This is a genomic window from Streptomyces sp. NPDC028928 (assembly GCF_055564915.1).
The window spans coordinates 329,384-351,875 of sequence record NZ_JBVHVI010000008.1 but is presented as its reverse complement, the minus strand read 5'-3'; the positions used below and the strand labels follow the sequence as shown (position 1 = coordinate 351,875).

19 protein-coding genes and 2 pseudogenes are annotated in these 22,492 nt (G+C 71.4%); 11 read left to right on the top strand and 10 right to left on the bottom strand.

Annotation, left to right across the window (positions count from 1 at the left end; translation table 11 throughout):
- Nucleotides 1-98 precede the first annotated feature (98 nt).
- The 3 genes from ACZ4U1_RS21455 to ACZ4U1_RS21445 all read left to right on the top strand — a co-directional run bounded on the left by ACZ4U1_RS21455 (nucleotide 99) and on the right by ACZ4U1_RS21445 (nucleotide 3,641).
- Nucleotides 99-1,925, top strand: coding sequence for an acyl-CoA dehydrogenase (locus tag ACZ4U1_RS21455; RefSeq protein WP_467905301.1), 1,827 nt, complete (start codon nucleotides 99-101; stop codon nucleotides 1,923-1,925).
- Nucleotides 1,926-2,024: 99 nt separating this feature from the next.
- On the top strand, nucleotides 2,025-3,323 hold the full coding sequence (locus ACZ4U1_RS21450) for a M18 family aminopeptidase (RefSeq protein ID WP_467905180.1): 1,299 nt from the start codon (nucleotides 2,025-2,027) through the stop codon (nucleotides 3,321-3,323).
- Between the two features lie 66 nt (nucleotides 3,324-3,389).
- The gene (locus ACZ4U1_RS21445; RefSeq protein WP_467905178.1) at nucleotides 3,390-3,641 is read left to right on the top strand and encodes a DUF6458 family protein; all 252 of its coding nucleotides are present in this window, start codon (nucleotides 3,390-3,392) and stop codon (nucleotides 3,639-3,641) included.
- Here the strand turns inward: ACZ4U1_RS21445 and ACZ4U1_RS21440 are convergent.
- Both ACZ4U1_RS21440 and ACZ4U1_RS21435 read right to left on the bottom strand, forming a co-directional pair.
- Nucleotides 3,629-5,482 carry a thioredoxin-like domain-containing protein gene (locus ACZ4U1_RS21440; protein ID WP_467905176.1) on the bottom strand — a complete coding sequence of 618 codons (1,854 nt, stop codon included), beginning with the start codon at nucleotides 5,480-5,482 and terminating at the stop codon, nucleotides 3,629-3,631. The genes ACZ4U1_RS21445 and ACZ4U1_RS21440 overlap by 13 nt on opposite strands.
- A gap of 71 nt (nucleotides 5,483-5,553) precedes the next feature.
- The gene (locus ACZ4U1_RS21435; RefSeq protein ID WP_467905174.1) at nucleotides 5,554-5,940 is read right to left on the bottom strand and encodes a cupin domain-containing protein; all 387 of its coding nucleotides are present in this window, start codon (nucleotides 5,938-5,940) and stop codon (nucleotides 5,554-5,556) included.
- A gap of 51 nt (nucleotides 5,941-5,991) precedes the next feature.
- On the opposite strand from ACZ4U1_RS21435, the pseudogene ACZ4U1_RS21430 reads away from it, so the two are divergent.
- Together ACZ4U1_RS21430 and ACZ4U1_RS21425 are read left to right on the top strand one after the other, a co-directional pair.
- Nucleotides 5,992-6,945 (top strand): annotated as a pseudogene (locus tag ACZ4U1_RS21430) (helix-turn-helix domain-containing protein); the annotation flags it as partial.
- Nucleotides 6,946-6,996: 51 nt separating this feature from the next.
- The gene (locus tag ACZ4U1_RS21425) at nucleotides 6,997-7,491 is read left to right on the top strand and encodes an LURP-one-related/scramblase family protein (protein ID WP_467905300.1); all 495 of its coding nucleotides are present in this window, start codon (nucleotides 6,997-6,999) and stop codon (nucleotides 7,489-7,491) included.
- Nucleotides 7,492-7,579: 88 nt separating this feature from the next.
- On the opposite strand, the gene ACZ4U1_RS21420 is transcribed toward ACZ4U1_RS21425, so the two are convergent.
- A complete protein-coding gene (locus tag ACZ4U1_RS21420; RefSeq protein WP_467905172.1) occupies nucleotides 7,580-8,404 on the bottom strand; it encodes a carbon-nitrogen family hydrolase in 825 nt (274 codons plus the stop codon).
- Nucleotides 8,405-8,586: 182 nt separating this feature from the next.
- Here ACZ4U1_RS21420 and ACZ4U1_RS21415 point away from each other — a divergent pair, with 182 nt between their 5' ends.
- On the top strand, nucleotides 8,587-9,411 hold the full coding sequence (locus tag ACZ4U1_RS21415) for a maleylpyruvate isomerase family mycothiol-dependent enzyme (RefSeq protein WP_467905170.1): 825 nt from the start codon (nucleotides 8,587-8,589) through the stop codon (nucleotides 9,409-9,411).
- Between the two features lie 40 nt (nucleotides 9,412-9,451).
- On the opposite strand, the gene ACZ4U1_RS21410 is transcribed toward ACZ4U1_RS21415, so the two are convergent.
- Together ACZ4U1_RS21410 and ACZ4U1_RS21405 are read right to left on the bottom strand one after the other, a co-directional pair.
- Entirely contained in the window at nucleotides 9,452-10,762 is a 1,311-nt protein-coding gene (locus ACZ4U1_RS21410; protein WP_467905168.1) for an MFS transporter, read from the bottom strand.
- On the bottom strand, nucleotides 10,759-11,433 hold the full coding sequence (locus ACZ4U1_RS21405; RefSeq protein ID WP_467905166.1) for a GntR family transcriptional regulator: 675 nt from the start codon (nucleotides 11,431-11,433) through the stop codon (nucleotides 10,759-10,761). Before ACZ4U1_RS21405 ends, ACZ4U1_RS21410 begins: the two co-directional genes overlap by 4 nt.
- Before the next feature lie 190 nt (nucleotides 11,434-11,623).
- Between ACZ4U1_RS21405 and ACZ4U1_RS21400 the strand changes: the two genes are divergently transcribed.
- The 4 genes and pseudogenes from ACZ4U1_RS21400 to ACZ4U1_RS21385 all read left to right on the top strand — a co-directional run bounded on the left by ACZ4U1_RS21400 (nucleotide 11,624) and on the right by ACZ4U1_RS21385 (nucleotide 14,020).
- Nucleotides 11,624-12,526, top strand: coding sequence for a D-alanyl-D-alanine carboxypeptidase family protein (locus tag ACZ4U1_RS21400; protein ID WP_467905164.1), 903 nt, complete (start codon nucleotides 11,624-11,626; stop codon nucleotides 12,524-12,526).
- A gap of 57 nt (nucleotides 12,527-12,583) precedes the next feature.
- A pseudogene (locus ACZ4U1_RS21395) lies at nucleotides 12,584-12,964 on the top strand (DUF1648 domain-containing protein); the annotation flags it as partial.
- A gap of 55 nt (nucleotides 12,965-13,019) precedes the next feature.
- On the top strand, nucleotides 13,020-13,571 hold the full coding sequence (locus tag ACZ4U1_RS21390) for an RNA polymerase sigma factor (protein WP_467905162.1): 552 nt from the start codon (nucleotides 13,020-13,022) through the stop codon (nucleotides 13,569-13,571).
- Entirely contained in the window at nucleotides 13,568-14,020 is a 453-nt protein-coding gene (locus ACZ4U1_RS21385) for a hypothetical protein (RefSeq protein WP_467905160.1), read from the top strand. Before ACZ4U1_RS21390 ends, ACZ4U1_RS21385 begins: the two co-directional genes overlap by 4 nt.
- Nucleotides 14,021-14,026: 6 nt before the next feature.
- Here the strand turns inward: ACZ4U1_RS21385 and ACZ4U1_RS21380 are convergent, their stop codons facing one another.
- The 4 genes from ACZ4U1_RS21380 to pdhA all read right to left on the bottom strand — a co-directional run bounded on the left by ACZ4U1_RS21380 (nucleotide 14,027) and on the right by pdhA (nucleotide 19,192).
- Nucleotides 14,027-14,887, bottom strand: coding sequence for an alpha/beta fold hydrolase (locus ACZ4U1_RS21380; protein ID WP_467905158.1), 861 nt, complete (start codon nucleotides 14,885-14,887; stop codon nucleotides 14,027-14,029).
- Between the two features lie 676 nt (nucleotides 14,888-15,563).
- Complete coding sequence (locus ACZ4U1_RS21375; protein ID WP_467905157.1) at nucleotides 15,564-16,973, bottom strand: dihydrolipoamide acetyltransferase family protein; 1,410 nt, start codon at nucleotides 16,971-16,973, stop codon at nucleotides 15,564-15,566.
- A gap of 10 nt (nucleotides 16,974-16,983) precedes the next feature.
- Entirely contained in the window at nucleotides 16,984-17,961 is a 978-nt protein-coding gene (locus ACZ4U1_RS21370) for an alpha-ketoacid dehydrogenase subunit beta (protein ID WP_467905155.1), read from the bottom strand.
- A gap of 1 nt (nucleotide 17,962) precedes the next feature.
- Nucleotides 17,963-19,192 carry a pyruvate dehydrogenase (acetyl-transferring) E1 component subunit alpha gene (gene pdhA, locus ACZ4U1_RS21365; RefSeq protein ID WP_467905153.1) on the bottom strand — a complete coding sequence of 410 codons (1,230 nt, stop codon included), beginning with the start codon at nucleotides 19,190-19,192 and terminating at the stop codon, nucleotides 17,963-17,965.
- A gap of 501 nt (nucleotides 19,193-19,693) precedes the next feature.
- Here pdhA and ACZ4U1_RS21360 point away from each other — a divergent pair.
- Nucleotides 19,694-20,737, top strand: a complete 1,044-nt coding sequence (locus ACZ4U1_RS21360) for a phosphotransferase (RefSeq protein ID WP_467905151.1) — start codon at nucleotides 19,694-19,696, stop codon at nucleotides 20,735-20,737.
- A 73-nt stretch (nucleotides 20,738-20,810) separates the two neighbouring features.
- Here the strand turns inward: ACZ4U1_RS21360 and ACZ4U1_RS21355 are convergent, their stop codons facing one another.
- Complete coding sequence (locus ACZ4U1_RS21355; RefSeq protein ID WP_467905150.1) at nucleotides 20,811-22,442, bottom strand: protein kinase domain-containing protein; 1,632 nt, start codon at nucleotides 22,440-22,442, stop codon at nucleotides 20,811-20,813.
- Nucleotides 22,443-22,492: the final 50 nt, after the last annotated feature.

The following is a 22,492-nucleotide window of genomic DNA, read 5'->3' as shown; positions in this document are numbered from 1 at the left end:
CTTATTACCGGCGGGTAGCATCATCGTAGCTACTTGTTGGTACGTGAACTAGGTGCGAGGAGTCAGTGCCTCGCCGATCCCTCTACGGAGCCGTCGCCATGGGGCACTACAAGTCGAATCTCCGCGACATCGAGTTCAACCTCTTCGAAGTACTGGGGCGCGACAAGGTGTACGGCACCGGCCCGTTCGAGGAGATGGACGTCGAGACCGCCAAGAGCGTCCTGGAGGAGCTGACCCGCCTCTCCGAGAACGAGCTGGCCGAGTCCTTCGCCGACGCCGACCGCAACCCGCCGGTCTTCGACCCGGAGACCAACACCGCGCCGGTCCCCGAGTCCTTCAAGAAGAGCTACCAGGCCTTCATGGACTCCGAGTACTGGCGCCTCGGCATCCCCGAGGAGATCGGCGGCACCACCTCGCCGCGCTCCCTGATCTGGGCCTACGCCGAGCTGATCCTGGGCGCCAACCCGGCCGTGTGGATGTACTCCTCGGGCCCCGCGTTCGCCGGCATCCTCTTCGAGGAGGGCAACGAGGTCCAGAAGCACATCGCCAAGATCGCCACCGAGAAGCAGTGGGGCTCCACCATGGTGCTCACCGAGCCGGACGCCGGCTCGGACGTGGGCGCCGGCCGCACCAAGGCGGTCCAGCAGGAGGACGGCTCCTGGCACATCGAGGGCGTGAAGCGCTTCATCACCTCGGGTGAGCACGACATGTCGGAGAACATCCTCCACTACGTGCTCGCGCGCCCCGAGGGTGCCGGCCCCGGCACCAAGGGCCTGTCCCTCTTCCTCGTCCCGAAGTACCTCTTCGACTTCGAGACCGGCGAGCTGGGCGAGCGCAACGGCGTCTACGCCACCAACGTCGAGCACAAGATGGGCCTGAAGGCCTCCAACACGTGCGAGATGACCTTCGGCGACAAGCACCCCGCCAAGGGCTGGCTGATCGGCGACAAGCACGACGGCATCCGCCAGATGTTCCGCATCATCGAGTTCGCCCGCATGATGGTCGGCACGAAGGCGATCTCCACGCTCTCCACCGGCTACCTGAACGCGCTGGAGTACGCCAAGGAGCGCGTCCAGGGTCCGGACCTGGCGAACTTCATGGACAAGACCGCGCCGAAGGTCACCATCACCCACCACCCCGACGTGCGCCGCTCGCTGATCACGCAGAAGGCGTACGCGGAGGGCATGCGCGCCCTGGTCCTCTACACGGCCTCGATCCAGGACGCGATCCAGATCAAGGAGGCGAACGGCGAGGACGCCTCCGCCGAGATCGCGCTGAACGACCTGCTCCTGCCGATCGTCAAGGGCTACGGCTCGGAGAAGGGCTACGAGCAGCTCGCCCAGTCGCTGCAGACCTTCGGCGGCTCCGGCTTCCTGCAGGAGTACCCGATCGAGCAGTACATCCGGGACTCCAAGATCGACACCCTGTACGAGGGCACCACGGCGATCCAGGGCCAGGACTTCTTCTTCCGGAAGATCGTCCGCAACCAGGGCGCCGCGCTGAACTCCCTCGCCGAGGACATCAAGAAGTTCCTGGCCCTCGGCACCGGCGGCGAGGAGCTGGCCGGCGCCCGCGAGCACCTGGCCAAGGCGGCCGTCGAGCTGGAGGCGATCGTCGGCCTGATGCTGACCGACCTCGCCGCCACCGAGCAGGACACCAAGAACATCTACAAGGTCGGCCTGAACACCACCCGCCTGCTCATGGCCTCCGGTGACGTCGTCGTCGGCTACCTGCTCCTCAAGGGCGCCGCGGTCGCCGCCGAGAAGCTGGCCACCGCCTCGGCGAAGGACAAGGCCTTCTACACCGGCAAGATCGCCGCGGCGAAGTTCTTCGCGGCGAACGTCCTGCCGGGCGTCACGCTCGCCCGCAAGGTCGCCGGCAACGTCGAGCTGGACCTCATGGAGCTGGACGAGGCCGCCTTCTAGCCGACCCGTCTGGACGTTCCGGACGTCCCCGTCGATTCCTCGCACGGGCCCGCTCCCATTACCGGGAGCGGGCCCGTGCACGTCGTTAAGGTGAATCCCATGAGCGCACCAGCCCGCTTCGACCGCGGCCACACCGACGACCTGATGTCCTTCCTGGCGGCGAGCCCGTCGCCGTACCACGCCGTGGCGAACACCGCCGAGCGGCTGGAGAAGGCGGGCTTCAGGCAGGTCGCGGAGACGGACGCCTGGGACGGCACGAGCGGCGGCAAGTACGTGCTGCGCGGCGGCGCGATCGTGGCCTGGTACGTGCCCGAGGGTGCCGAGCCGCACACCCCCTTCCACATCATCGGCGCGCACACCGACTCCCCGAGCCTGAGGGTCAAACCGCGCCCGGACACCGGGGCGCACGGCTGGCGCCAGGTGGCCGTGGAGATCTACGGCGGCCCGCTGCTCAACTCCTGGCTGGACCGGGACCTGGGCCTGGCCGGCCGGCTGACCCTACGCGACGGCTCCTCGGTCCTGGTCAGTGTGGACCGGCCGCTGCTGCGGGTGCCGCAGCTCGCCATCCACCTGGACCGCTCGGTCAGCTCCGAGGGGCTCAAGCTCGACAAGCAGCGGCATCTGCAACCGGTGTGGGGCCTCGGCAACGACGTGCTGGACGGCGACCTCATCGCCTTCCTCGAGGAGGAGGCCGGGCTGGCGGCGGGCTCGGTGGCCGGCTGGGACCTGATGACGCATCCGGTGGAGCCGCCGGCCTACCTGGGCCGGGACCGGGAGCTGGTCGCCGGTCCGCGCATGGACAACCTGCTCTCCGTGCACGCCGGTGCCGCCGCCCTCGCCGCCGTCGCGGCCTCGGGCGCCGCGCTCACCCGCATCCCGGTGCTGGCCGCCTTCGACCACGAGGAGAACGGCTCCCAGTCGGACACCGGCGCGGACGGCCCGCTGCTCGGATCCGTCCTGGAGCGTTCGGTGTTCGCCCGCGGCGGCTCGTTCGAGGACCGCGCCCGCGCGTTCGCCGGCACGGTCTGCCTGTCCTCCGACACGGGCCACGCGGTCCACCCCAACTACGCGGAGCGGCACGACCCCACGCACCACCCGCGGGTCAACGGCGGCCCGATCCTCAAGGTCAACGTCAACAACCGCTATGCCACGGACGGTTCGGGCCGCGCGGTGTTCGCCGCGGCCTGCGAGAAGGCGAACGTCCCCTTCCAGAGCTTCGTCTCCAACAACTCCATGCCGTGCGGCACCACCATCGGCCCGATCACCGCGGCCCGGCACGGCATCCGCACGGTCGACATCGGCGTGGCGATCCTCTCCATGCACAGCGTCCGTGAACTGTGCGGCGCCGACGACCCGTTCCTGCTGGCGAACGCCCTGACCGCCTTCCTGCAGGGCTAGCCGGGGCCTCGCCGGGTACCCGGACGGCACCGGAGATTCCGGAACCGGAAGGGGAGGCGAGGTCTCATGGGTCTCGGCGGATGCATCATCCTCATCGCCGTAGGGGCCATTCTGACGTTCGCGACCGACTGGCAGATGCAGGGCGTCAACCTCACGGTCGTCGGCCTGATCCTGATGGCCGTGGGTCTGATCGGGGTGGCCACGTTCAGCGGTATCGCACGACGCCGCCGGGTGGTGGTCCCGCCGACGACACCGGTGGTGGAGGACGAACCGCGCCACCACCGCGCCGACGGCTACAGCGACGGTTACGGCGTCTGAGGCACCGCCTCCTGCTCGTCCGCGCCCGCGTCCATGCCCGCCAGGACGAGCGGCAGGCGGTCCGCCCCGCCCGCTGTGAGGCGGAGCGGCACGCCCCAGTCCTGCTGGTGGACATGGCAGGCGGGGTAGGCGTTGCTCGGGTCGTCGTCGCAGGAGGCCGCCATCGCGGAGACGTGCAGGACGCCCTCGCTGACGGCCGGGTTCAGTTCCAGTTCACGGGAGAGGTCCGTGTCCGCTCCCTCGCCCTTGAGCAGCAGCTCGGGCGGGGTCGAGGAGACCAGCAGGCGGGTCGAGGGGCCGTACCGTGTGTCGAGCTTCTGGCCCGCGGGGGCCTGGAAGATCACGTCCAGGAGGAGCCGGCCGGGGGCGACCTCGGTGGCGGCGCGCCGGGTGCGGTGGGCGACCGGCGCCACGCGCACCGCCTCCTCCGGCAGGCGCAGGCGGGTCAGCCGGTGCCGGGCCGACTCCACGACCACGATGTCCTCGCCGACGAGGACCGCGTCGCTGGGCTCGCGCAGATCGGTGGCGAGCGTGGTGACCTCGCCGGTGGCGGGGTCGTAGCGGCGCAGGGCGTGGTTGTAGGTGTCGGCGACCGCGACCGAGCCGTCCGGCAGGGCCGTGACGCCCAGCGGGTGCTGGAGGAGGGCCTGGCCGGCGGCGCCGTCCCGGTGGCCGAAGTCGAACAGGCCGGTGCCGACGGCGGTGTGGACGTGCCCGTCCGGGTCCACCCAGCGCAGGGCGCTCGTCTCGGAGTCGGCGAGCCACAGCCGGTCGGCGGTGGCCGCGAGGCCGGAGGGCTGGGCGAACCAGGCCTCGGCGCCGGGCCCGTCCACGAGGCCCTCGTTGGTGGTGCCCGCCGCCACGGCGACCGTGCGGGCGGCCGGGTCGTACGTCCACAGCTGGTGGACGCCCGCCATCGCGATCCACACCCTGCCACCGAAGACCGCGACGTCCCACGGGGAGGAGAGGTCCACCTCGCGGGCCGGGCCGGAGGTCGCCGAGCCCTGCCACCACTGCTTCCCGGTGCCCGCCAGGGTGGTCACCTCACCGGTCGCGAGGTCCAGGCGGCGCAGGGCGTGGTTGACGGTGTCGGCGACCACCACCGAGCCGTCGTCCAGCAGCGCGAGGCCCTGCGGCTCGTTGAAGGACGCCTCCTCCGGGCCGCCGTCGGCGAACCCCCGGGTGCCGCGGCCGAGCCGCCGTACGACGGTCTCCGCGTCCTCGGCCAGCTCCACCAGCTGGTGCCGGGTGGTGTCGCTGACCAGGAAGTTCCCCGACGGCAGCAGCAGCGCCTTGCCGGGGAAGCGCAGCGTCGTCGGCTCGGGCTCCGGCGGCACGTAGGGGCCGTCGCCGCGGCGCAGCGTGCCCTTCGCCTCGTGCTCCGCCTCCAGCTCCGTCACCAGCCGCTCGATGGCGTGCACATGGCCCTCGCCCGCGTGCTGGGCGACGACGTACCCCTCGGGGTCGATCACCACCAGCGTCGGCCAGGCGCGCACCGCGTACTGCTTCCAGGTCGCCAGCTCCGGGTCGTCCAGGACCGGGTGCGCCACGCCGTAGCGCTCCACGGCGTCCACGACGGCCTGGTGCTCGGCCTCGTGCACGAACTTCGGCGAGTGCACCCCGATCACCACGAGCGTGTCCCGGTGCTTCTCCTCCAGCTCGCGCAGCTCGTCCAGGACGTGCAGGCAGTTGATGCAGCAGAAGGTCCAGAAGTCCAGGACGACTATGCGTCCGCGCAGGTCGGCGAGGGTGTACTGCTGGTCTCCCGTGTTCAGCCAGCCACCCTTGCCGATCAGCTCGGGGGCGCGGACTCGGGCGCGTCGGGGTGCGGAGTCGGTCATGGCACCCAGGGTGCCATCCGGCGGCGACAGCCGGTTCGGAGCCTGTGGACAACTCCGGCGCCTGCGCCCCGTCAGGAGAGGGCGTGGCCCGTCGTCGCGTCCACGTGGTCGGGGACCTCCTCGTGCCGGTCGCCGACGGTCAGCGTCCCGGTGGGCTCGAAGACCAGGATCTCGGTGGGCACGGGCGCGTACGGCTTGTGTTCGATGCCGCGCGGGACGGTGAACACCGACCCCGTGGGCAGGACCACCGTGCGCTCGCCGGCCGGCTCGCGCAGGCCGATGTGCAGTTCGCCCGCGAGGACCAGGAAGAACTCGTCGGTGTGCTCGTGCGCGTGCCAGAGGTGCTCGCCCTCGACCTTCGCCACGCGCACGTCGTAGTCGTTGACGGCGGTGACGATGCGGGGGCTCCACTGCTCGGTGAAGGAGGCGAGGGCCGCCTCGAGGGAGATCGGTTCCATGGGTTCATCGTCGGGGGTGCCGACGCACTGGACGAGTGCTAGAAATCGCACATGCCGCAACGATCCTCTCACCGTGTCGTGCTCGTCGTCGACGACAACTCCAACCCCTTCGAGATGAGCTGCGCCATCGAGATCTTCGGGCTCGCACGGCCCGAACTGGGGCGGGAGCTGTACGACTTCCGGCTGTGCGCGGCCGAGCCGGAGACCCGGATGCGGGACGGTTTCTTCACGCTCACCGGGGTCGCCGGGCTGGAGGCCGCCGAGTCCGCGGACACGCTGATCGTGCCGAACCGGCCCGACACCGAGGTCCCGCGCGCCGAACGCGTCCTAGACGTCATCCGGCGGGCACACGCGCGTGGCGCCCGGCTCGTCGGCTTCTGCTCGGGCGCGTTCACCCTCGCGGAGGCCGGGCTGCTGGACGGGCGCCGGGCGGCCTGCCACTGGATGTGGGCGGACGCCTTCCGGGCCCGCTTCCCTCAGGTGCGCCTGGAGGCGGACGTCCTCTTCGTGGACGACGGCGACATCCTCACCGCCTCCGGCAGCGCCTCCGCGCTCGACCTCGGCCTGCACCTCGTACGCCGCGACCACGGCGTGGAGATCGCCAACCATGTCTCCCGGCGGCTCGTCTTCGCCGCGCACCGGGACGGCGGGCAACGGCAGTTCGTCGAGCGGCCGGTGCCCGCGGTGCCCGACGAGTCGCTCGGACCGCTGCTGGCCTGGGCGCAGGAACGGCTGGGCGAGCCGCTGACCGTGGCGGACCTCGCCGCGCGCGCGGCCGTCTCCCCCGCCACCCTGCACCGCCGCTTCCGCAGCCAGCTGGGGACGACCCCGCTGGCCTGGCTCACCGGGGAGCGCGTGGCGCTGGCGTGCCGGCTGATCGAGCGCGGCGAGGAGCGGCTGGACGTCGTGGCGGCGCGCAGCGGCCTGGGTACGGCGGCCAATCTGCGGGCCCGGCTGCGGCGGGAGACGGGACTGAGCCCGTCGGCGTACCGCAAGCGGTTCGGGGCGGTGCCACCACTTTGTGACGGTCGGCCGGTGCCGGGGAAGCGTGACCGTATGAGATTCCTCGTACGCGACCGGATCCTCGGCATCGGTGACGACTGGTGGATCGAGGACGAGCACGGCCGGAAGGTGTTCCTCGTCGACGGCAAGGCGATGCGGCTGCGCGACACCTTCGAGCTGAAGGACGTCCAGGGGCAGGTCCTGATCGACATCCACCAGAAGATGCTCGCCCTGCGCGACACCATGGTGATCGAACGGGACGGCGAGGCCCTGGCCCGGATCCGGCGCAAGCGGCTGTCCCTGCTGCGCAACCACTACCGGGTCTCGCTGGTGGACGGCACCGAGCTGGACGTCAGCGGAAAGATCCTGGACCGCGAGTTCGCCGTCGAGTACGACGGCGAACTCCTCGCGGTGATCTCCCGCCGCTGGCTGAGCGTCCGCGACACCTACGGCGTCGACGTCGTACGGGAGGACGCCGACCCGGCGCTGCTGATCGCCGTGGCGGTGTGCGTGATCCACCTCGCCGAGAAGGAGGGGGAGGAGGACTAGGGGGTTTCGTTCGGATCAGGGTGATCCGACAACGCGGCGAGGTGCCGTGCCGGGCGTCGCGGACCCGGGCTGATCCAGACGAACCCCCCTAGCCCCGGGGCCCGGGGCGTTCCAGGCCGAGGACGCGGTCCTTCAGCGCCGGGAACTGTTCGCGGGTCGCGGCCACCTTCGCCGGGTCGAGGTCGACGGTGAGGACCTCTTCTCCGGGGCCGGCCTCGGCGAGCACCTCGCCCCACGGATCGACCACGATCGAGTGACCCGCCTGCGGAACTCCGGCGTGGGTCCCGGCCGTTCCACAGGCGAGCACGAACGCCTGGTTCTCCACCGCCCGCGCCTGAGCCAGCAGCGTCCAGTGCGCGCGTCGCCGCTCGGGCCAGCCCGCCGGGATCACCAGCGTCTCGGCGCCGGCGTCGACCAGTCCACGGAAGAGTTCGGGGAAACGGAGGTCGTAGCAGGTGGCCACGCCGAGCGTGGTCCCGGGCAGCCGGACCGTCACCAGGTCCCGTCCCGCACCCATCAGTACGGCCTCGCCCTTGTCGAAGCCGAAGCGGTGGATCTTGCGGTAGACCGCGGCCAGTTCACCGGAGGGGGAGAAGACGAGAGACGTGTTGTACAGGGGGCCTTCACCCGCGGCGGAGCCGCTGCCGGACGCTGCCCGCTCGGGGATGGAGCCGGCGTGCAGCCACACGCCCGCGTCGCTCGCCGCCTTGGCCATCGTCTCGTACGTCGGCCCTTCGAGCGGCTCGGCCTCCCGGCCGAACTCCTCGTAGGCGAAGGCGCCGGTGGTCCACAGTTCGGGCAGGACGACGAGGTCCGCCCCGCTCTGCTCCCGCACCAGCGCGGCCACGCGCCGCCGCCGGGAGTCGACCGGTTCGCCCTCGTCCACGGCGATCTGGATCAGCGAAGCGCGCACACTACCACCGTCCTGGCATTCGAGTCGTCCACACAGGCCTACGATCGTCACACGAAAGCACTGCCGGGGTGCCTTCCAGCAGCGTAACTTAGCTCCTCAAGACACCCGCGAAGTGCAGCCGCCGCCCGCTGGCACCGCCGCCGCAACCTGCCCGTGTACCGACCGCCGAGGGGTCCCGTTCCGTGAGTCTGCATCCCACCCTCCAGCCCTACGCCGACGCCTGGACGCACTCCATCGAAGCGATATCCGAGATGGTGCAGTCACTCGTCGAGGGTGAGTGGAACCGGCGGACCCCCTGCCCCGGCTGGTCGGTGCGGGACATCGTGTCGCATGTCATCGGCATGGACTGCGAGATGCTCGGCGACCCGCGCCCCATCCACTCCCTGCCGCGCGACCTCTTCCACGTCACCACCGAGCACCAGCGCTACATGGAGATGCAGGTCGACGTCCGCCGCCACCACACGGCGCCGGAGATGACAGCCGAGCTGGAGTACACGGTCATCCGCCGCAACCGCCAGCTGCGCAACGAGTCCCGGGAGCCCGGCACCCTGGTCCGCGGCCCGCTGAGCACCGAGATCACCCTGGAACAGGCCTACCGCACCCGGGCGTTCGACGTGTGGGTGCACGAGCAGGACCTGCGCACGGCCCTGGGCCGCCCCGGCAACCTGGACTCGCCGGGCGCGCATGTCACCCGGGACGTGCTGCTGGAGGCGCTGCCCAAGGTCGTGGCGCACGACGCGAACGCCCCGCGCAGCTCGGCGATCGTGTTCGACGTGCACGGCCCGGTCGAGTTCCTGCGCACGGTCCGCGTCGACATCCAGGGCCGCGGCACCGTGGAGACCGCCCCCGCGCTCGGCCCCGCCGCCACGCTCACCCTCGACTGGGAGACCTACGTCCGCCTGGCCTGCGGCCGCGTCACCCCCGAGGCGGTGACGGACCGGGTCAAGACGGAGGGCGACCAGGATCTGGCAGCGGCGATCCTGCGCCACTTCGCGGTCACGCCGTAACGCCCGCGGAGGGCAAGCCGCCCGTGGGCGGACACCATGCTCAGGCGGCAGGGACGTGCACCGTCTCCACCCGGCTGGCGACCAGCCGCTCCCGCTCCCGCCGAGCCGCCCGCCCCCGCAACCGCAGGATCTGGCTGACCCCGAGCGCCTGCAGCACGAACACGGCACTGAACGCCACGGTGTAATCGTCCCCGGTCGCGTCCAGCAGCACACCGATCGCGAACAGCGTCGTCATGGAGGCGATGAAGCCGCCCATGTTGGTGATGCCGGACGCGGTGCCCTGCCGCTCGGGCGGGTTGGCCGGCCGGGCGAAGTCGAAGCCGAGCATCGACGCCGGCCCGCACGCGCCGAGCACCGTGCACAGCACCAGCAACAGCCACCTCGGCGCGTGGTCACCGGGGTAGGCGAGCGTCGCCGCCCACAGCAGCGCGGTGGCGCTCACCGTGCCCAGCGCCAGCGGCAGCCGGGCCGCGTGGTGCCGGGCGACGATCTGGCCGTAGACCAGGCCGATCACCATGTTGGACAGGACGACGAGGGTGAGCAGTTCGCCGGCCGTGGCGCGGCTGAGGCCCTGCGCCTCGACGAGGAACGGCAGGCCCCACAGCAGCAGGAACACCATCGCCGGGAACTGGGTGGTGAAGTGCACCCACAGGCCCAGCCGGGTGCCCGGCTCCCGCCAGGCCGCGGCGATCTGCCGACGAACGTAGGCCGCGCCCCGGTGCGGGGACGGCTCCGGCTCCTGCCCCTCGGGGTGGTCCTTGAGGAACAGCAGGGTCAGGACCAGGACCACCGCGCCCGCCAGCGCGCTGCCCGCGAACGCCGGGGTCCAGCCGATGCCGTGCAGCAGCCGGGACAGGACCAGGGTGGAGACCAGGTTGCCCGCCATGCCGGCCAGCCCCGCGAGCTGCGCGACCAGTGGACCGCGCCGGGCCGGGAACCAGCGGGTGCCGAGCCGTAGCACGCTGATGAAGGTCATCGCGTCGCCGCAGCCCAGCAGGGCGCGGGAGGCGAGCGCGGTGCCGTACGAGGGGGAGAAGGCGAAGCCCAGCTGCCCGGCGGTGAACAGGACCGCCCCGATGCTCAGCACCTTCTTGGTGCCGAGGCGGTCGACCAGCAGGCCGACGGGTATCTGCATGCCCGCGTAGACCAGCAGCTGGAGTATGGAGAAGGTGGAGAGGGCGGAGGCGCCCACGTGGAAGCGGTCGGCCGCGTCGAGGCCGGCCACGCCCAGGGACGTACGGAAGATGACGGCGACGAAGTAGACGGCCACGCCTATGGACCACACGGCGACGGCCCGGCGGCCGCCCGGTGGGTCACCCGGAAGGGTGGCGTCGCGCACCGCACCGCTCATCGGACCTCACCCCGCGCGAGGTGCGAGAACCAGCCGACATGCCGGTGCACGACCGCGACGGCCGCCTCCGCGTCCCCGGCGCGCAGCGCGCTCAGGATCTCCTCGTGCTCGGCGAGCGTCTTGGCGATCCGGTCGGGGTGGGAGTGCATGACGGCGACGCCCATCCGCAGCTGGCGGTCGCGCAGCTGGTCGTAGAGCCGGGAGAGGATCTCGTTGCCCCCGCTGCGCACGATCTCGGCGTGGAAGCAGCGGTCGGTGACCGCGGCGGCGGCCAGGTCGCCGGCGGCGGCCTGCGCCTTCTGCTGCTCCAGCAGCTCGGTCAGCCGCTCCAGCAGACCGGGCGGGGCGGGTACGGTCTTGCGGGCCGCGTGCTCCTCCACCAGCAGCCGGGTCTCCACCACGTCGGCGATCTCCTGCGCGGAGACCGGCAGGACCAGGGCGCCCTTCTTCGGGTAGAGCCGGATGAGCCCCTCGACCTCCAGCCGCAGCAGCGCCTCCCGGACGGGGGTGCGCGAGACGCCGACGGCCTCGGCCAGCTCTCCCTCGGTGAGCAGGGTGCCGCCCTCGTAGCGGCGGTCGAGCACTCCCTGCTTGACGTGGGCGTACACGCGGTCGGCGGCGGGTGGCGGCTTGAGGGACTGCGGGGCGGGCTGCTCGACGGCCGTGTTCATGCCCACAGCATAGATACAACACGTACGCAAGGGCAGTACCGTCCATCATCCGGACGAGGTGAACCCCTCCCGCAGCCCCCGCACAACCTTCTGTGCTACTTACGTGTCACACATGCGCGGCCCCCCTCCCCCATGCCACCTCAACTCGGCCGCGTTTCAGGGGCATTCAAGACATTAGAGGTACATCACTTTGATTACCGGCATTAAGGGCACCCGCCTCCGCAGAGCAGCCGTCGTCGCCGTCACCTCCGGCGCGCTGCTCACCACCGGTGCCCTCACCGCAGCGCCCGCCCAGGCCGTCACCGCGCCCTCGATCGTGGCCAAGGGCGGGTACCTCATGAACAACGCGAACAGCTCGACGCTGTTCACCAAGAAGGCGGACACCCGGCTGGCCACCGGCTCCACCACGAAGATCATGACCGCCAAGGTCGTGCTCGCCCAGTCGAACCTCAACCTCGACGCCAAGGTCACGATCAAGAAGATCTACAGCGACTACGTCGTCAGGAACAACGCCTCCCAGGCGCACCTGATCGTCGGCGACAAGGTGACCGTCCGCCAGCTGCTGTACGGCCTGATGCTGCCGTCGGGCTGCGACGCCGCCTACGCGCTCGCCGACAAGTACGGCTCGGGCTCCACCACTTCCGCGCGCGTGAAGTCCTTCATCGGCAAGATGAACTCCGCCGCCAAGAACCTGGACCTGAAGAACACGCACTTCGATTCCTTCGACGGCATCGGCAACGGCGACAACTACTCGACGCCGCGCGACCTGACGAAAATCGCCAGCAGCGCGATGAAGAACTCCACGTTCCGCACGATCGTCAAGACGAAGTCGTACACCGCGAAGACGATCACCAAGACGGGCAGCACCCGCACGATGAACCCGTGGAAGAACACCAACGGGCTCCTCAGCAGCTACAGCGGCACCATCGGCGTGAAGACCGGCTCCGGCCCGGAGGCCAAGTACTGCCTGGTCTTCGCCGCGACCCGGAACGGCAAGACGATCACCGGCACCGTCCTCGCCTCCTCCTCCATCGCCCAGCGCGAGGCGGACGCCAAGAAGATCCTCAACTACGGCTTCGCCCGGCTCGGCTGACGACCACCACGGTCACCAGGGCCCGTCGCGGACAGCGGCGGGCCCTTTCCCGTTCCCGGCCTGGCGGACCCCGCCGGGCTGTGGCCGGTGTGCGCGGTCTGCGCCGTCACGGCGCTCGCCGGCGGCGTCTTCTCCTCGGTCCGGACGAATGTGTCGGAAGCGGGGCTGGAGGTGTCGTTCGGCCCGCTCGGCCGGCCGGCCCGCCGCTGGGCCCCGGCCGCCATCGAGTCCGCCCGCGCCGAGCAGCGGCTGCCGTCCCAGGTCGGTGACTGGGGCTACCGCCTCAGCGGCCTCGGTACGACGGTGATGCTCCGGGCCGGCGACTGCCTGGTCGTACGCCCCCGGGGCCGCCACACGGACTTCGCGGTGAGCGTGGACGACGCCGAGCGGGGCGCCGCGCTGCTGAACGCACTCCGCGACCGGGACGGGGCAGGGTGATCGGTGAACTCGGCCCGGCCACCGGGCCGGTGGTGCGGCGGCTAGGCTGAGCCCGATGCGCGCCCAGGGGGAGGACGAGAGCCGCGCGGAGCCGTGGGACACGGCCGCCGCGCTGGTCCGGGCCGCGCAGGGCGGCGACGCCCTGGCCATGGACGAACTGCTGGCGCTGGTGACGCCGTACGTCACCCGGCTGTGCCGCCCGATCGCCCCGTACGACGTCGCCGACGCCGTCCAGGAATCCCTGCTGGCCGTCTTCAAGGGCCTGCGCGGACTGCGCGACCCGCGCGCCTTCTACGGCTGGGTGCGCACCGCCACGGTGCGCGAGGCGGTGCGCGTCGCCCGCCGTACGGGCACCGAGGAACCGGCCGACCCCGACGGCCTCGCCCGCCTCGGCGGACTGCGGGCGGACACCGACGGCGAACTGCCGGCCGACGTCCGCGACGTCCTCGCCCGGCTGCCCGTCCGGCACCGTGCGGTCCTGGTGCTGCGCGAGCTGGAGGGCCTGGACGAGGCCGCCGTCGCCGACCTCCTCGGGGTGCCGCAGGGCACCGTCAAGTCCCGGTTGCACCGGGCCCGTTCCTCCTTCCGGAAAGCGTGGTCACGATGAGTTCCGATCCGGTACGGCGGCTCCGGGTCCTGGCCGCGGGCCTGCACGCCGGAATGTACGCCGAGGAGCACCTCCCCCTGCCGTACGACCGGGTGTGGCGGGTCGCCGCCGACCTGCGGACCGAACTGCCGTACCTCGTCCCGTTCCTGCGGGAGTTCCGGGTGCCGCCGGGCGACGCGGACCGCAAGGAGGCGCTGGCGGTGGGCCGTTCCGGGCTGACGGAGGCCTTCGAGGTACGGCTCGCCCCCGGCTGGTGCCTCATGCAGTCCCGTCTGGTCGTGGGCGGCATGGCGGCCGTACCGGAAGCCGGCGGCACCCGCTTCGCCGTGCTGGGCGCCACCCGGCCGGCCGCCCTGCGCCCCGCCCAGTGGCTCTACGGCCGCCTGCTCGGCGAGCGGCGCGGGCGGGCGTTCGTACGGCGGGTGGCTGAGCGGGCGGCGCTTCGGTAGGCGCCTTCAGCGCGAGAAGTGTTCGCGGATGGCCCGCGCCACCTCCCCCGGCCGCTCCTGCGGCAGATAGTGACCGGCCCCGGGCACCAGCCGCACCCTCAGATCGTCGGCGTACGGCTCCGCGCCCGCCAGCAGCGACGGTACGACGACGGTGTCCCGTTCCCCGCCGAGCAGCAGCGTCGGCACGGTGAGCCGGTGCCGCCGCCAGGTGCCGCGGACGAGCGCGGGGATGTCGTGCAGCACGTACTGCCAGAACAGGGACTGCGCCGCGGTGGCACCGGCCGAGGTCGCGGTGGCGTACTCGGTCAGCTCGGCCTCCGTCCACACGGACCGGTCGGCCACCTGGTGCCGCAGCAGGAAGCGGGTGAAACCGGGCCAGTGGCGCAGCACGGCGCGCCCGAGCACCGGGTACTCCAGGAACGCCGTGTACCACAGCCGCCACAGGTTGGGCAGCACCGCCCGGTGCCGCGGCCAGGGGTGGGACATGTTCAGCGCGAGATACCCGGTGAACCGCTCCGGCGCCCGCAGACACAGCCGGAAGCCCAGGTGCGCACCCCAGTCGTGCCCGACGAGCCCGACCGGCCCGCCGATCCCGAGCGCGTCGAGCAGCGCGAGGGCGTCGTCCGCCAGGCCGTCCATGTCGTACCCGCGCCGGGTGGTCTCCGACCACCCGAAGCCCCGCAGGTCCGGGCAGAGCAGCCGGTACTCACCGTCCAGCCGCCCGGCGACCTTGTGCCAGGCGTACCAGTGCTGCGGAAAGCCGTGCAGCATCAGCAGCGGGGTGCCGGTGCCGCCGTACTCGGCGAGGTGCAGCCGGGTACCGCGTACGGCGATGTACCGGTGAACCGCCTGACGGTCCTCCGGCAACACACGTCCATCCATCCCTGACCCCCTGGGTCGTCGCGGCCCCCCGTCGGGCCCGCGTTGCCGGGTCAGGAGTCAACGGCAACGCGAAAGGTTCCACCGCAATGGTGAACGCCCTTCATTCCGCTGGCATATTCCATTTCATCCGCTCTACGTTCCGCGGCGGAGGTGGTTCACATGAACGAACCCAGGAAACAGTCCGAGCCCCGTCGGACAGCACAACGCGATCGACGTCAGCGACTTCGTGTACGCGGCGACCGGAGCCCGCGTCCGCCGACTGACCATGCCGGACGGGAGCCATTGGTTTCCGGCGGTGGATGTGTGCAAGGAACTCGGGCACAGCAACACCACCAAGGCCCTTGCCGATCACGTGCCGTAGAAGGTGGCGCCGAGACCTGCGACTGATCGACCTCCAGGGCTTGCTCGTCCTTGTTGGTGCCTGCACCAAGCCCGCTGCCGCTCCCTTCAAGCAGTGGGCGGAACGTGTGACCCGTGGCCTCCGCCTGCTACGCAAGCACGCCTGCATCCGCTCGCAGGGCGGGGCGGAGGACGGGGCGCCGGTGTACGTGCTCGACCGGAGCTGACAGAGCGGGGCTGGGAAAGAGAGAGGGGGCGGTCGCAAGACGAAGTTGCGGCCGCCCCCCTTCATGTCTCCGACGTTACCCGTCGAGACGGGCTTTCACGCCCAGGTGATCAGCCTCTTCGGCTGCTCCAGGATCGCCGCGATGTCCGCCAGGACCTTGGAGCCCAGTTCGCCGTCGACCAGGCGGTGGTCGAAGCTCAGGGCGAGGGTGGTGACCTGGCGCGGCTTCACCTTGCCCTTGTGGACCCACGGCTGGAGCTTGATCGCGCCGACCGCGAGGATCGCCGACTCGCCGGGGTTGAGGATCGGGGTGCCCGTGTCGACGCCGAAGACTCCGACGTTGGTGATGGTCACCGTGCCGCCCTGCATCGCCGCCGGGGAGGTCTTGCCGTCGCGGGCCGTCGTCACCAGCTCGCCCAGCGCCTGAGCGAGCTGCGGGAGCGTCTTGTCGTGCGCGTCCTTGATGTTGGGGACGATCAGGCCGCGCGGGGTGGCCGCCGCGATGCCCAGGTTGACGTAGTGCTTGAGCACGATCTCCTGGTTGGCCTCGTCCCAGGACGCGTTGATCTCCGGATTGCGCTTGATGGCGACCAGCAGGGCCTTGGCGATCAGCAGGAGCGGGTTGACCCGCAGGCCCTGCATCTCCTTGTCCTGCTTCAGCTCCTCGACCAGCTTCATCGTGCGGGTCACGTCCACCGTCACGAACTCCGTGACGTGCGGGGCCGTGAACGCCGAGCCGACCATGGCCGCCGCCGTCGCCTTGCGGACGCCCTTGACCGGGATACGGGTCTCGCGCGCGGTGTCGTACGTCGCCGCGGGAGCCGGGGCCGCGGGGGCGGCCGGGGCCGTCGTGACCGGGGCCGCCGGTTCGGCCGTCCGCGGTGTGGCCGCCGCGTGGACGTCCTCGCGGGTGATGATGCCGTCCGGGCCGGAGGGGGTGATCGCGGCCAGGTCGACACCCAGGTCCTTGGCCAGTTTGCGCACCGGGGGCTTGGCCAAAGGCCGCGGCTTCTCGGCGACCGCGCCGGCGTGCCCGTTCAGCTCCGCCTGGATCGCCTGTGCCGGTGCCGGGACGGTGACCTCGGGGCCCTTGCGCGGGCGGCGCTTGGTGGAGGACGTCGCCACGCCGTAACCGACGAGGACCGGCTGGCGGCCCTCCGGCTTGGGCTCGGGCTCCTTGGCCGCCGGCTCGGGCCGCTCGGCCGCCGGCTCGGGCTGCTCGGCGGGGGCCTGCGGCGCGGCACCGCCGGCCACGGCCACCGCGATGATGGGCGTGCCCACGTCGACCGTGGTGCCCTCGGGGAAGTGCAGCTCGTGGACCACGCCGTCGTAGGGGATGGGCAGTTCGACGGCCGCCTTCGCCGTCTCCACCTCGCAGACCACCTGGCCGTCCGTCACCGTGTCGCCCGGCTGGACGTACCACTTGAGGATCTCGGCCTCGGTGAGTCCCTCGCCCACGTCGGGCATCTTGAACTCGCGTACGGACGCTTCCGTCATCGTCGTCACGGCCCTCTCCTCAGTACGCCAGCGAGCGGTCGACGGCGTCGAGCACGCGGTCCAGGTCCGGCAGGTACGACTCCTCCAGGCGCGCCGGCGGGTACGGGGCGTGGTAGCCGCCGACGCGCAGGACCGGTGCCTCCAGGTGGTAGAAGCAGCGCTCGGTGATCCGGGCGGCGATCTCCGCGCCGGAGCCGAAGAACACCGGCGCCTCGTGCACCACGACCAGGCGGCGGGTCTTCTCCACCGAGGCCTGGACGGAGTCGAAGTCGAGGGGGCTGACCGAGCGCAGGTCCAGCACCTCCAGGGACTTGCCCTCCTCGGCCGCCGCGTCCGCGACCTCCTGGCACAGCTTCACCATCGGGCCGTAGGCCGCCAGGGTGAGGTCCGTGCCCTCGCGGACCACGCGCGCCTTGTGCAGCGGGGCGGGGATCGCCTCGGGGTCGACCTCGGCCTTGTCCCAGTAGCGCCGCTTGGGCTCGAAGTAGATCACCGGGTCGTCGCTCTGGATGGCCTGCTGCATCATCCAGTACGCGTCCGACGCGTTCGACGGCGAGACGATCTTCAGGCCGGCCACGTGGGCGAACAGCGCTTCCGGCGACTCCGAGTGGTGCTCGACCGCGCCGATGCCGCCGCCGTAGGGGATGCGGACGACGACCGGCAGCTTGACCTTGCCCAGCGAGCGGGCGTGCATCTTGGCGAGCTGGGTGACGATCTGGTCGTAGGCCGGGAAGACGAAGCCGTCGAACTGGATCTCCACGACCGGGCGGTAGCCGCGCAGGGCCAGACCGATCGCGGTGCCGACGATGCCGGACTCGGCGAGCGGGGTGTCGATGACCCTGCTCTCGCCGAAGTCCTTCTGCAGGCCGTCCGTCACGCGGAAGACACCGCCGAGCTTGCCGACGTCCTCGCCCATGATCAGGACCTTGGGGTCGGCGTCCAGGGCACGGCGCAGCGACTCGTTGATGGCCTTGGCCATCGCCATCTTCTCGGCCATCTCAGTGACCCCCTTCATCGGCGAACGACGCCTGGTAGGCGGCGAACTGGGCGCGCTCCTCGTCGACGAGCGCGTGCCCGTCCGCGTACACGTTCTCGAAGATGGCGAAGTGGTCCGGGTCGGGCATGGCGCGGACCGCTTCGCGCACTCGTTTGCCCAACGCTTCGGACTCGGCCTCCAGTTCCGCGAAGAATCCCTCGTCCGCGTGGTTCGAGGCCTCCAGGTACCGGCGAAGGCGCAGGATCGGGTCCTTCGCCTCCCAGGCCAGGCGCTCCTCGTCGCCCCGGTAGCGGGTGGGGTCGTCGGAGGTGGTGTGGGCGCCCATGCGGTAGGTGAACGCCTCGACCAGGGTCGGGCCCTCGCCGTTGCGGGCGCGCTCCAGCGCCCGCTTGGTGACCGCGAGGCAGGCGAGCACGTCGTTGCCGTCGACCCGGACGCCGGGGAAGCCGTAGCCCTGGGCGCGCTGGTAGAGCGGGACGCGGGTCTGGCGCTCGGTCGGCTCGGAGATCGCCCACTGGTTGTTCTGGCAGAAGAACACCACCGGGGCGTTGTAGACCGCGGCGAAGGTGAACGATTCCGCGACGTCGCCCTGGCTGGAGGCGCCGTCGCCGAAGTAGGCGATGACCGCCGAGTCCGCGCCGTCCTTGGCGATGCCCATCGCGTAGCCGGTGGCGTGCAGCGTCTGGGAACCGATGACGATCGTGTACAGGTGGAAGTTGTTGCTGTTCGGGTCCCAGCCGCCGTTGTTCACGCCGCGGAACATGCCGAGTAGGTTGGCCGGGTCGACCCCGCGGCACCAGGCGACGCCGTGCTCGCGGTAGGTCGGGAAGACGTAGTCGTCCTCGCGGGTGGCCCGGCCGGAGCCGATCTGGGCGGCCTCCTGGCCCAGCAGGGAGGCCCACAGGCCCAGCTCGCCCTGGCGCTGGAGAGAGGTGGCCTCGGCGTCGAAGCGACGGGTGAGCACCATGTCGCGGTACAGGCCGCGGAGTTCCTCGGGGGTGATGCCGGCGACGTAGGCGTCGTACTCGGCGTTCTTGACCCGCTTGCCCTCCGGGGTCAGGAGCTGCACGAGTTCCGGTTCGGTGCTCTTCTTGGCGGTGCTGCGGGTGGTGCGCTGGGTGCCGGTGGCTCCGGTCTTGCCGGCGGTCGTGCCGGACTTGCTGCCGGTGGTGCCGGCCTTGCCTGCGGCGGTGCGTCGCGGCTTGCGCGCGGCACTGCTCTCCACGGTCACGTGTGCTCCTCCGTCGTTCCGGCCCCCGGGGTTGCCGGTAGGCCAGTGCGGCTCACCTGTTTCGACCACCGGGCACGGGGTGGGTGCCACTCGGCCGGGAACAGGCGTGACAGGTGCCCCGGCGAGCGCCCTGCAACCATCACGTTACCCAGTGCCTCACATTTCTGTGAAACCCCGTTTGACCTGCGATTTTGCTTGGATTTCCAAGTAAATCGAGGTGGTGTGAAAGCGCGCTGGTCACAGCCTTGCGCCAGTCCGGAGCACCCGCACGTTATCCCGCGCACCCAGGTCACGGGAAGAGTTTCATGTGAGACTGACCTCGCACACGAAGGCGGAAATTCCGGGTATTTCTGTTCGATAGGCCGCTCGATAACCCACACGGCCGCAGCCGCCGCCCTCCGGAAAACAGAAAAGCCCGTCACGTGACCGAAAGCGACCGTCGGCGACTGCCTGTGACAAGCCCCAGCTCACAGGGGCTGCGCTTGCCCTAACATCTGGCGCGTGCCGCGCTCATGTGTACCACCTGTCGTACCCCATGCGCCCCCTCTGGGCGCCCTGCTCCGTCTGTACGCCGCCGGAACCGCCCTCACCTGCGAGCCGGTCGACCAGGGCCTCCTGAACCGCGGCTACCGGCTCTGCACCACCAGCGGCCGCTACTTCCTCAAGCACCACTTCGATCCGGACACCGCCGACCCGGCCGCCATCGAACGCCGGCACCGGGCCACCCAGCGCCTCGCCGACCTCGGCGTCCCGGTCCCGCTGCCCCTGGCGCACCGCGAGGGCCGCACGGTCGCCGTCATCGGCGGCCACGCCTACGCCCTGCACCCCTGGATCGACGGCAGGCACCGCCACGGCGGCCAGCTCACCCGCGGGGAGAGCGCACGCCTGGGCGCGCTCCTGGGCGCGGTGCACGCCTGTCTGGAACGCGTGATGCCGCCCAAGGGGCGCACGCGCCCGGCGACGAGCCCGCACCCCGTGGAGAGCGCCGACCCGGCCGACACCTTCGCCCTCATCGACAACCTGCTCGCCCATGTGCGCCGGCACCGGCCCGCCGACGCCTTCGACGAACTCGCCCGGCACCGGCTGCTGGAGCGCCGCGCCCTCCTCGAACAGCACGCGGACCGGCGCCCGCCGCGTGGCGGCTCGGTGGGCTGGGTGCACGGCGACTTCCACCCGTTCAACCTGCTCTACCGGGACGACGCCCCCGCGGCCATCGTGGACTGGGACCGGCTCGGCGTGCAGCCGCGCGCGGAGGAGGCCGTACGCGCCGCCGTGATCTTCTTCGTACGCCCCGGCGGAACGCTGGACCTGCCGAAAGTGCGTGCCTACGCGCGCGCGTACCGGCGTGCGGCCGGCGCCACACCCTCGGAGCTGGCGGCGGCCGTGCACCGGGTGTGGTGGGAGCGGCTGAACGACTTCTGGATGCTGCGCTGGCACTACGAGCGCGGCGACACGCGCGCGGACTGCCAGTTCCCGGCCGCGTCGGCGCTCGCCGTGTGGTGGACGCGCGAGTACGACGCGGTGTGCGACGCGTTCGTGGAGTGAGCCGCGCTACGGCCGGCCGCGCGCGGCCGGCGTCACCTCAGGGCGCGGCCGGCCCGGTCGCCGTGGGCGTCCTTCAACCGGTGGTGTCGCCGATCGTGCCCTCGGTCGTGGTGCCCGCGTCCGTGCCGCCGACGTCGGTGCCCGCGTCCGTACCGCCGTCGCCCGTGCCCGCGTCCGTACCGCCGTCACCGGTGCCGGCGTCGGTCCCGCCGTCCGTCGTGCCCGTGGGCTGCGACGGCGTGCTCTGCGGGGTCGACGGCTCGCTGCTCGGGGTCGACGGGGCCGACTGCGACGGGCTGTACGACGGCGTGGACGCCGGCGGCCAGCCGGAGCCGGTGCCCGTGTCCGAGCCGCCGGTCTCCGTGGAGGGGTCCGAGGGCTCGCCGGTGTCCGTGTCGGTCGGGGTCGCGGAGGGCGACTTCTCCTTGGTGTCCTTGGAGTGCGTCGACGTCGGCTTGGTGTCGGTGCCGTCGCCGCCGTTGCCGCCCGCGCCCTTCAGCGCCAGGGCGACACCCGCCGCGATCGCGACGACCGCGAGCACGGCGAGGATCCACAGCTTGCCGCGTCCGCTGCCCTTGTTGCCGTGGCCCTCGAAGCCGCCGTCGTCGCCGCTGCCGTAGCCCGCGGGCAGGATCGGCTGCGGGATCTGCGTGGTGCCGCCCCCGTCCATGGGGTGCGGCATGACGGTCGTCCCGGCGAAGCCGGCCGCCGGGGTGTGCCGGCCGTCGTGCGTCTCCACCGGGCCGGTGTTCCAGGTGCCGGTGTGGCCGCCCTGGTCGTACAGCATCTGCAGGCCGTACTGGACCAGGCCGCGCATCTCCTCAGCCGTCTGGAACCGGTCGTCGGGGTCCTTGGCGAGGGAGCGCATGACCAGGCCGTCCAGCTCCGGCGGGCAGGTCCCGTCGGCGACCTGCGACGGAGCCACCGGCATGTCCTGGACGTGCTGGTAGACCACCGACAGCGGGGTCTCGCCGGTGAACGGGGGCCGCAGTGCGAGGAGTTCGTACAGCAGGCAGCCCGTGGCGTACAGGTCGGAGCGGTGGTCGACGGCCTTGCCGAGCGCCTGCTCCGGGGAGAGGTACTGCGGGGTGCCCATGACCATGCCGGTCTGCGTCATCGTTGTCGAGGCGCCGTGCAGGGCGCGGGCGATGCCGAAGTCCATCACCTTGACGGCACCGCTGTCGGTGATGATGACATTCGCCGGCTTGATGTCACGGTGGACGATGCCGTGCTGGTGCGAGTAGGCGAGCGCCTCCAGCACACCGGAGACGATGATCAGGGCCTGCTCGGGCCCCGGCGCCTCGGCGTTCATCAGCAGGTCGCGGATGGTGCGGCCCTCGACCAGCTCCATGACGATGTACGGCACGGACTGGCCGCCCACCATGTCCTCGCCGGAGTCGTACACGGCGACGATCGCGTGGTGGTTGAGGCCGGCGACCGACTGTGCCTCACGGGTGAACCGGGCCTTGGAGACGGGGTCCTCGGCCAGGTCGGCGCGGAGCAGCTTGACCGCGACCGTACGGCCCAGACGGACGTCCTCGGCCGCGAACACCTCGGCCATGCCGCCCCGGCCCAGCCGGTGCGTGAGCCGGTACCGGCCGTCGCCGACGAGCCCGCCGTTGCCCCACATCTCCGGCGCGTCTGACATGCCGCCGCCAGTCGCCTCGGGGTCGGACGGGCCCTGAGAGCGCTGCGTCTGTGCCATCAGTCCTCGCCGTCGTTTCTGCCCGCGGTGCGCGCGGTGTTGTTACGGTC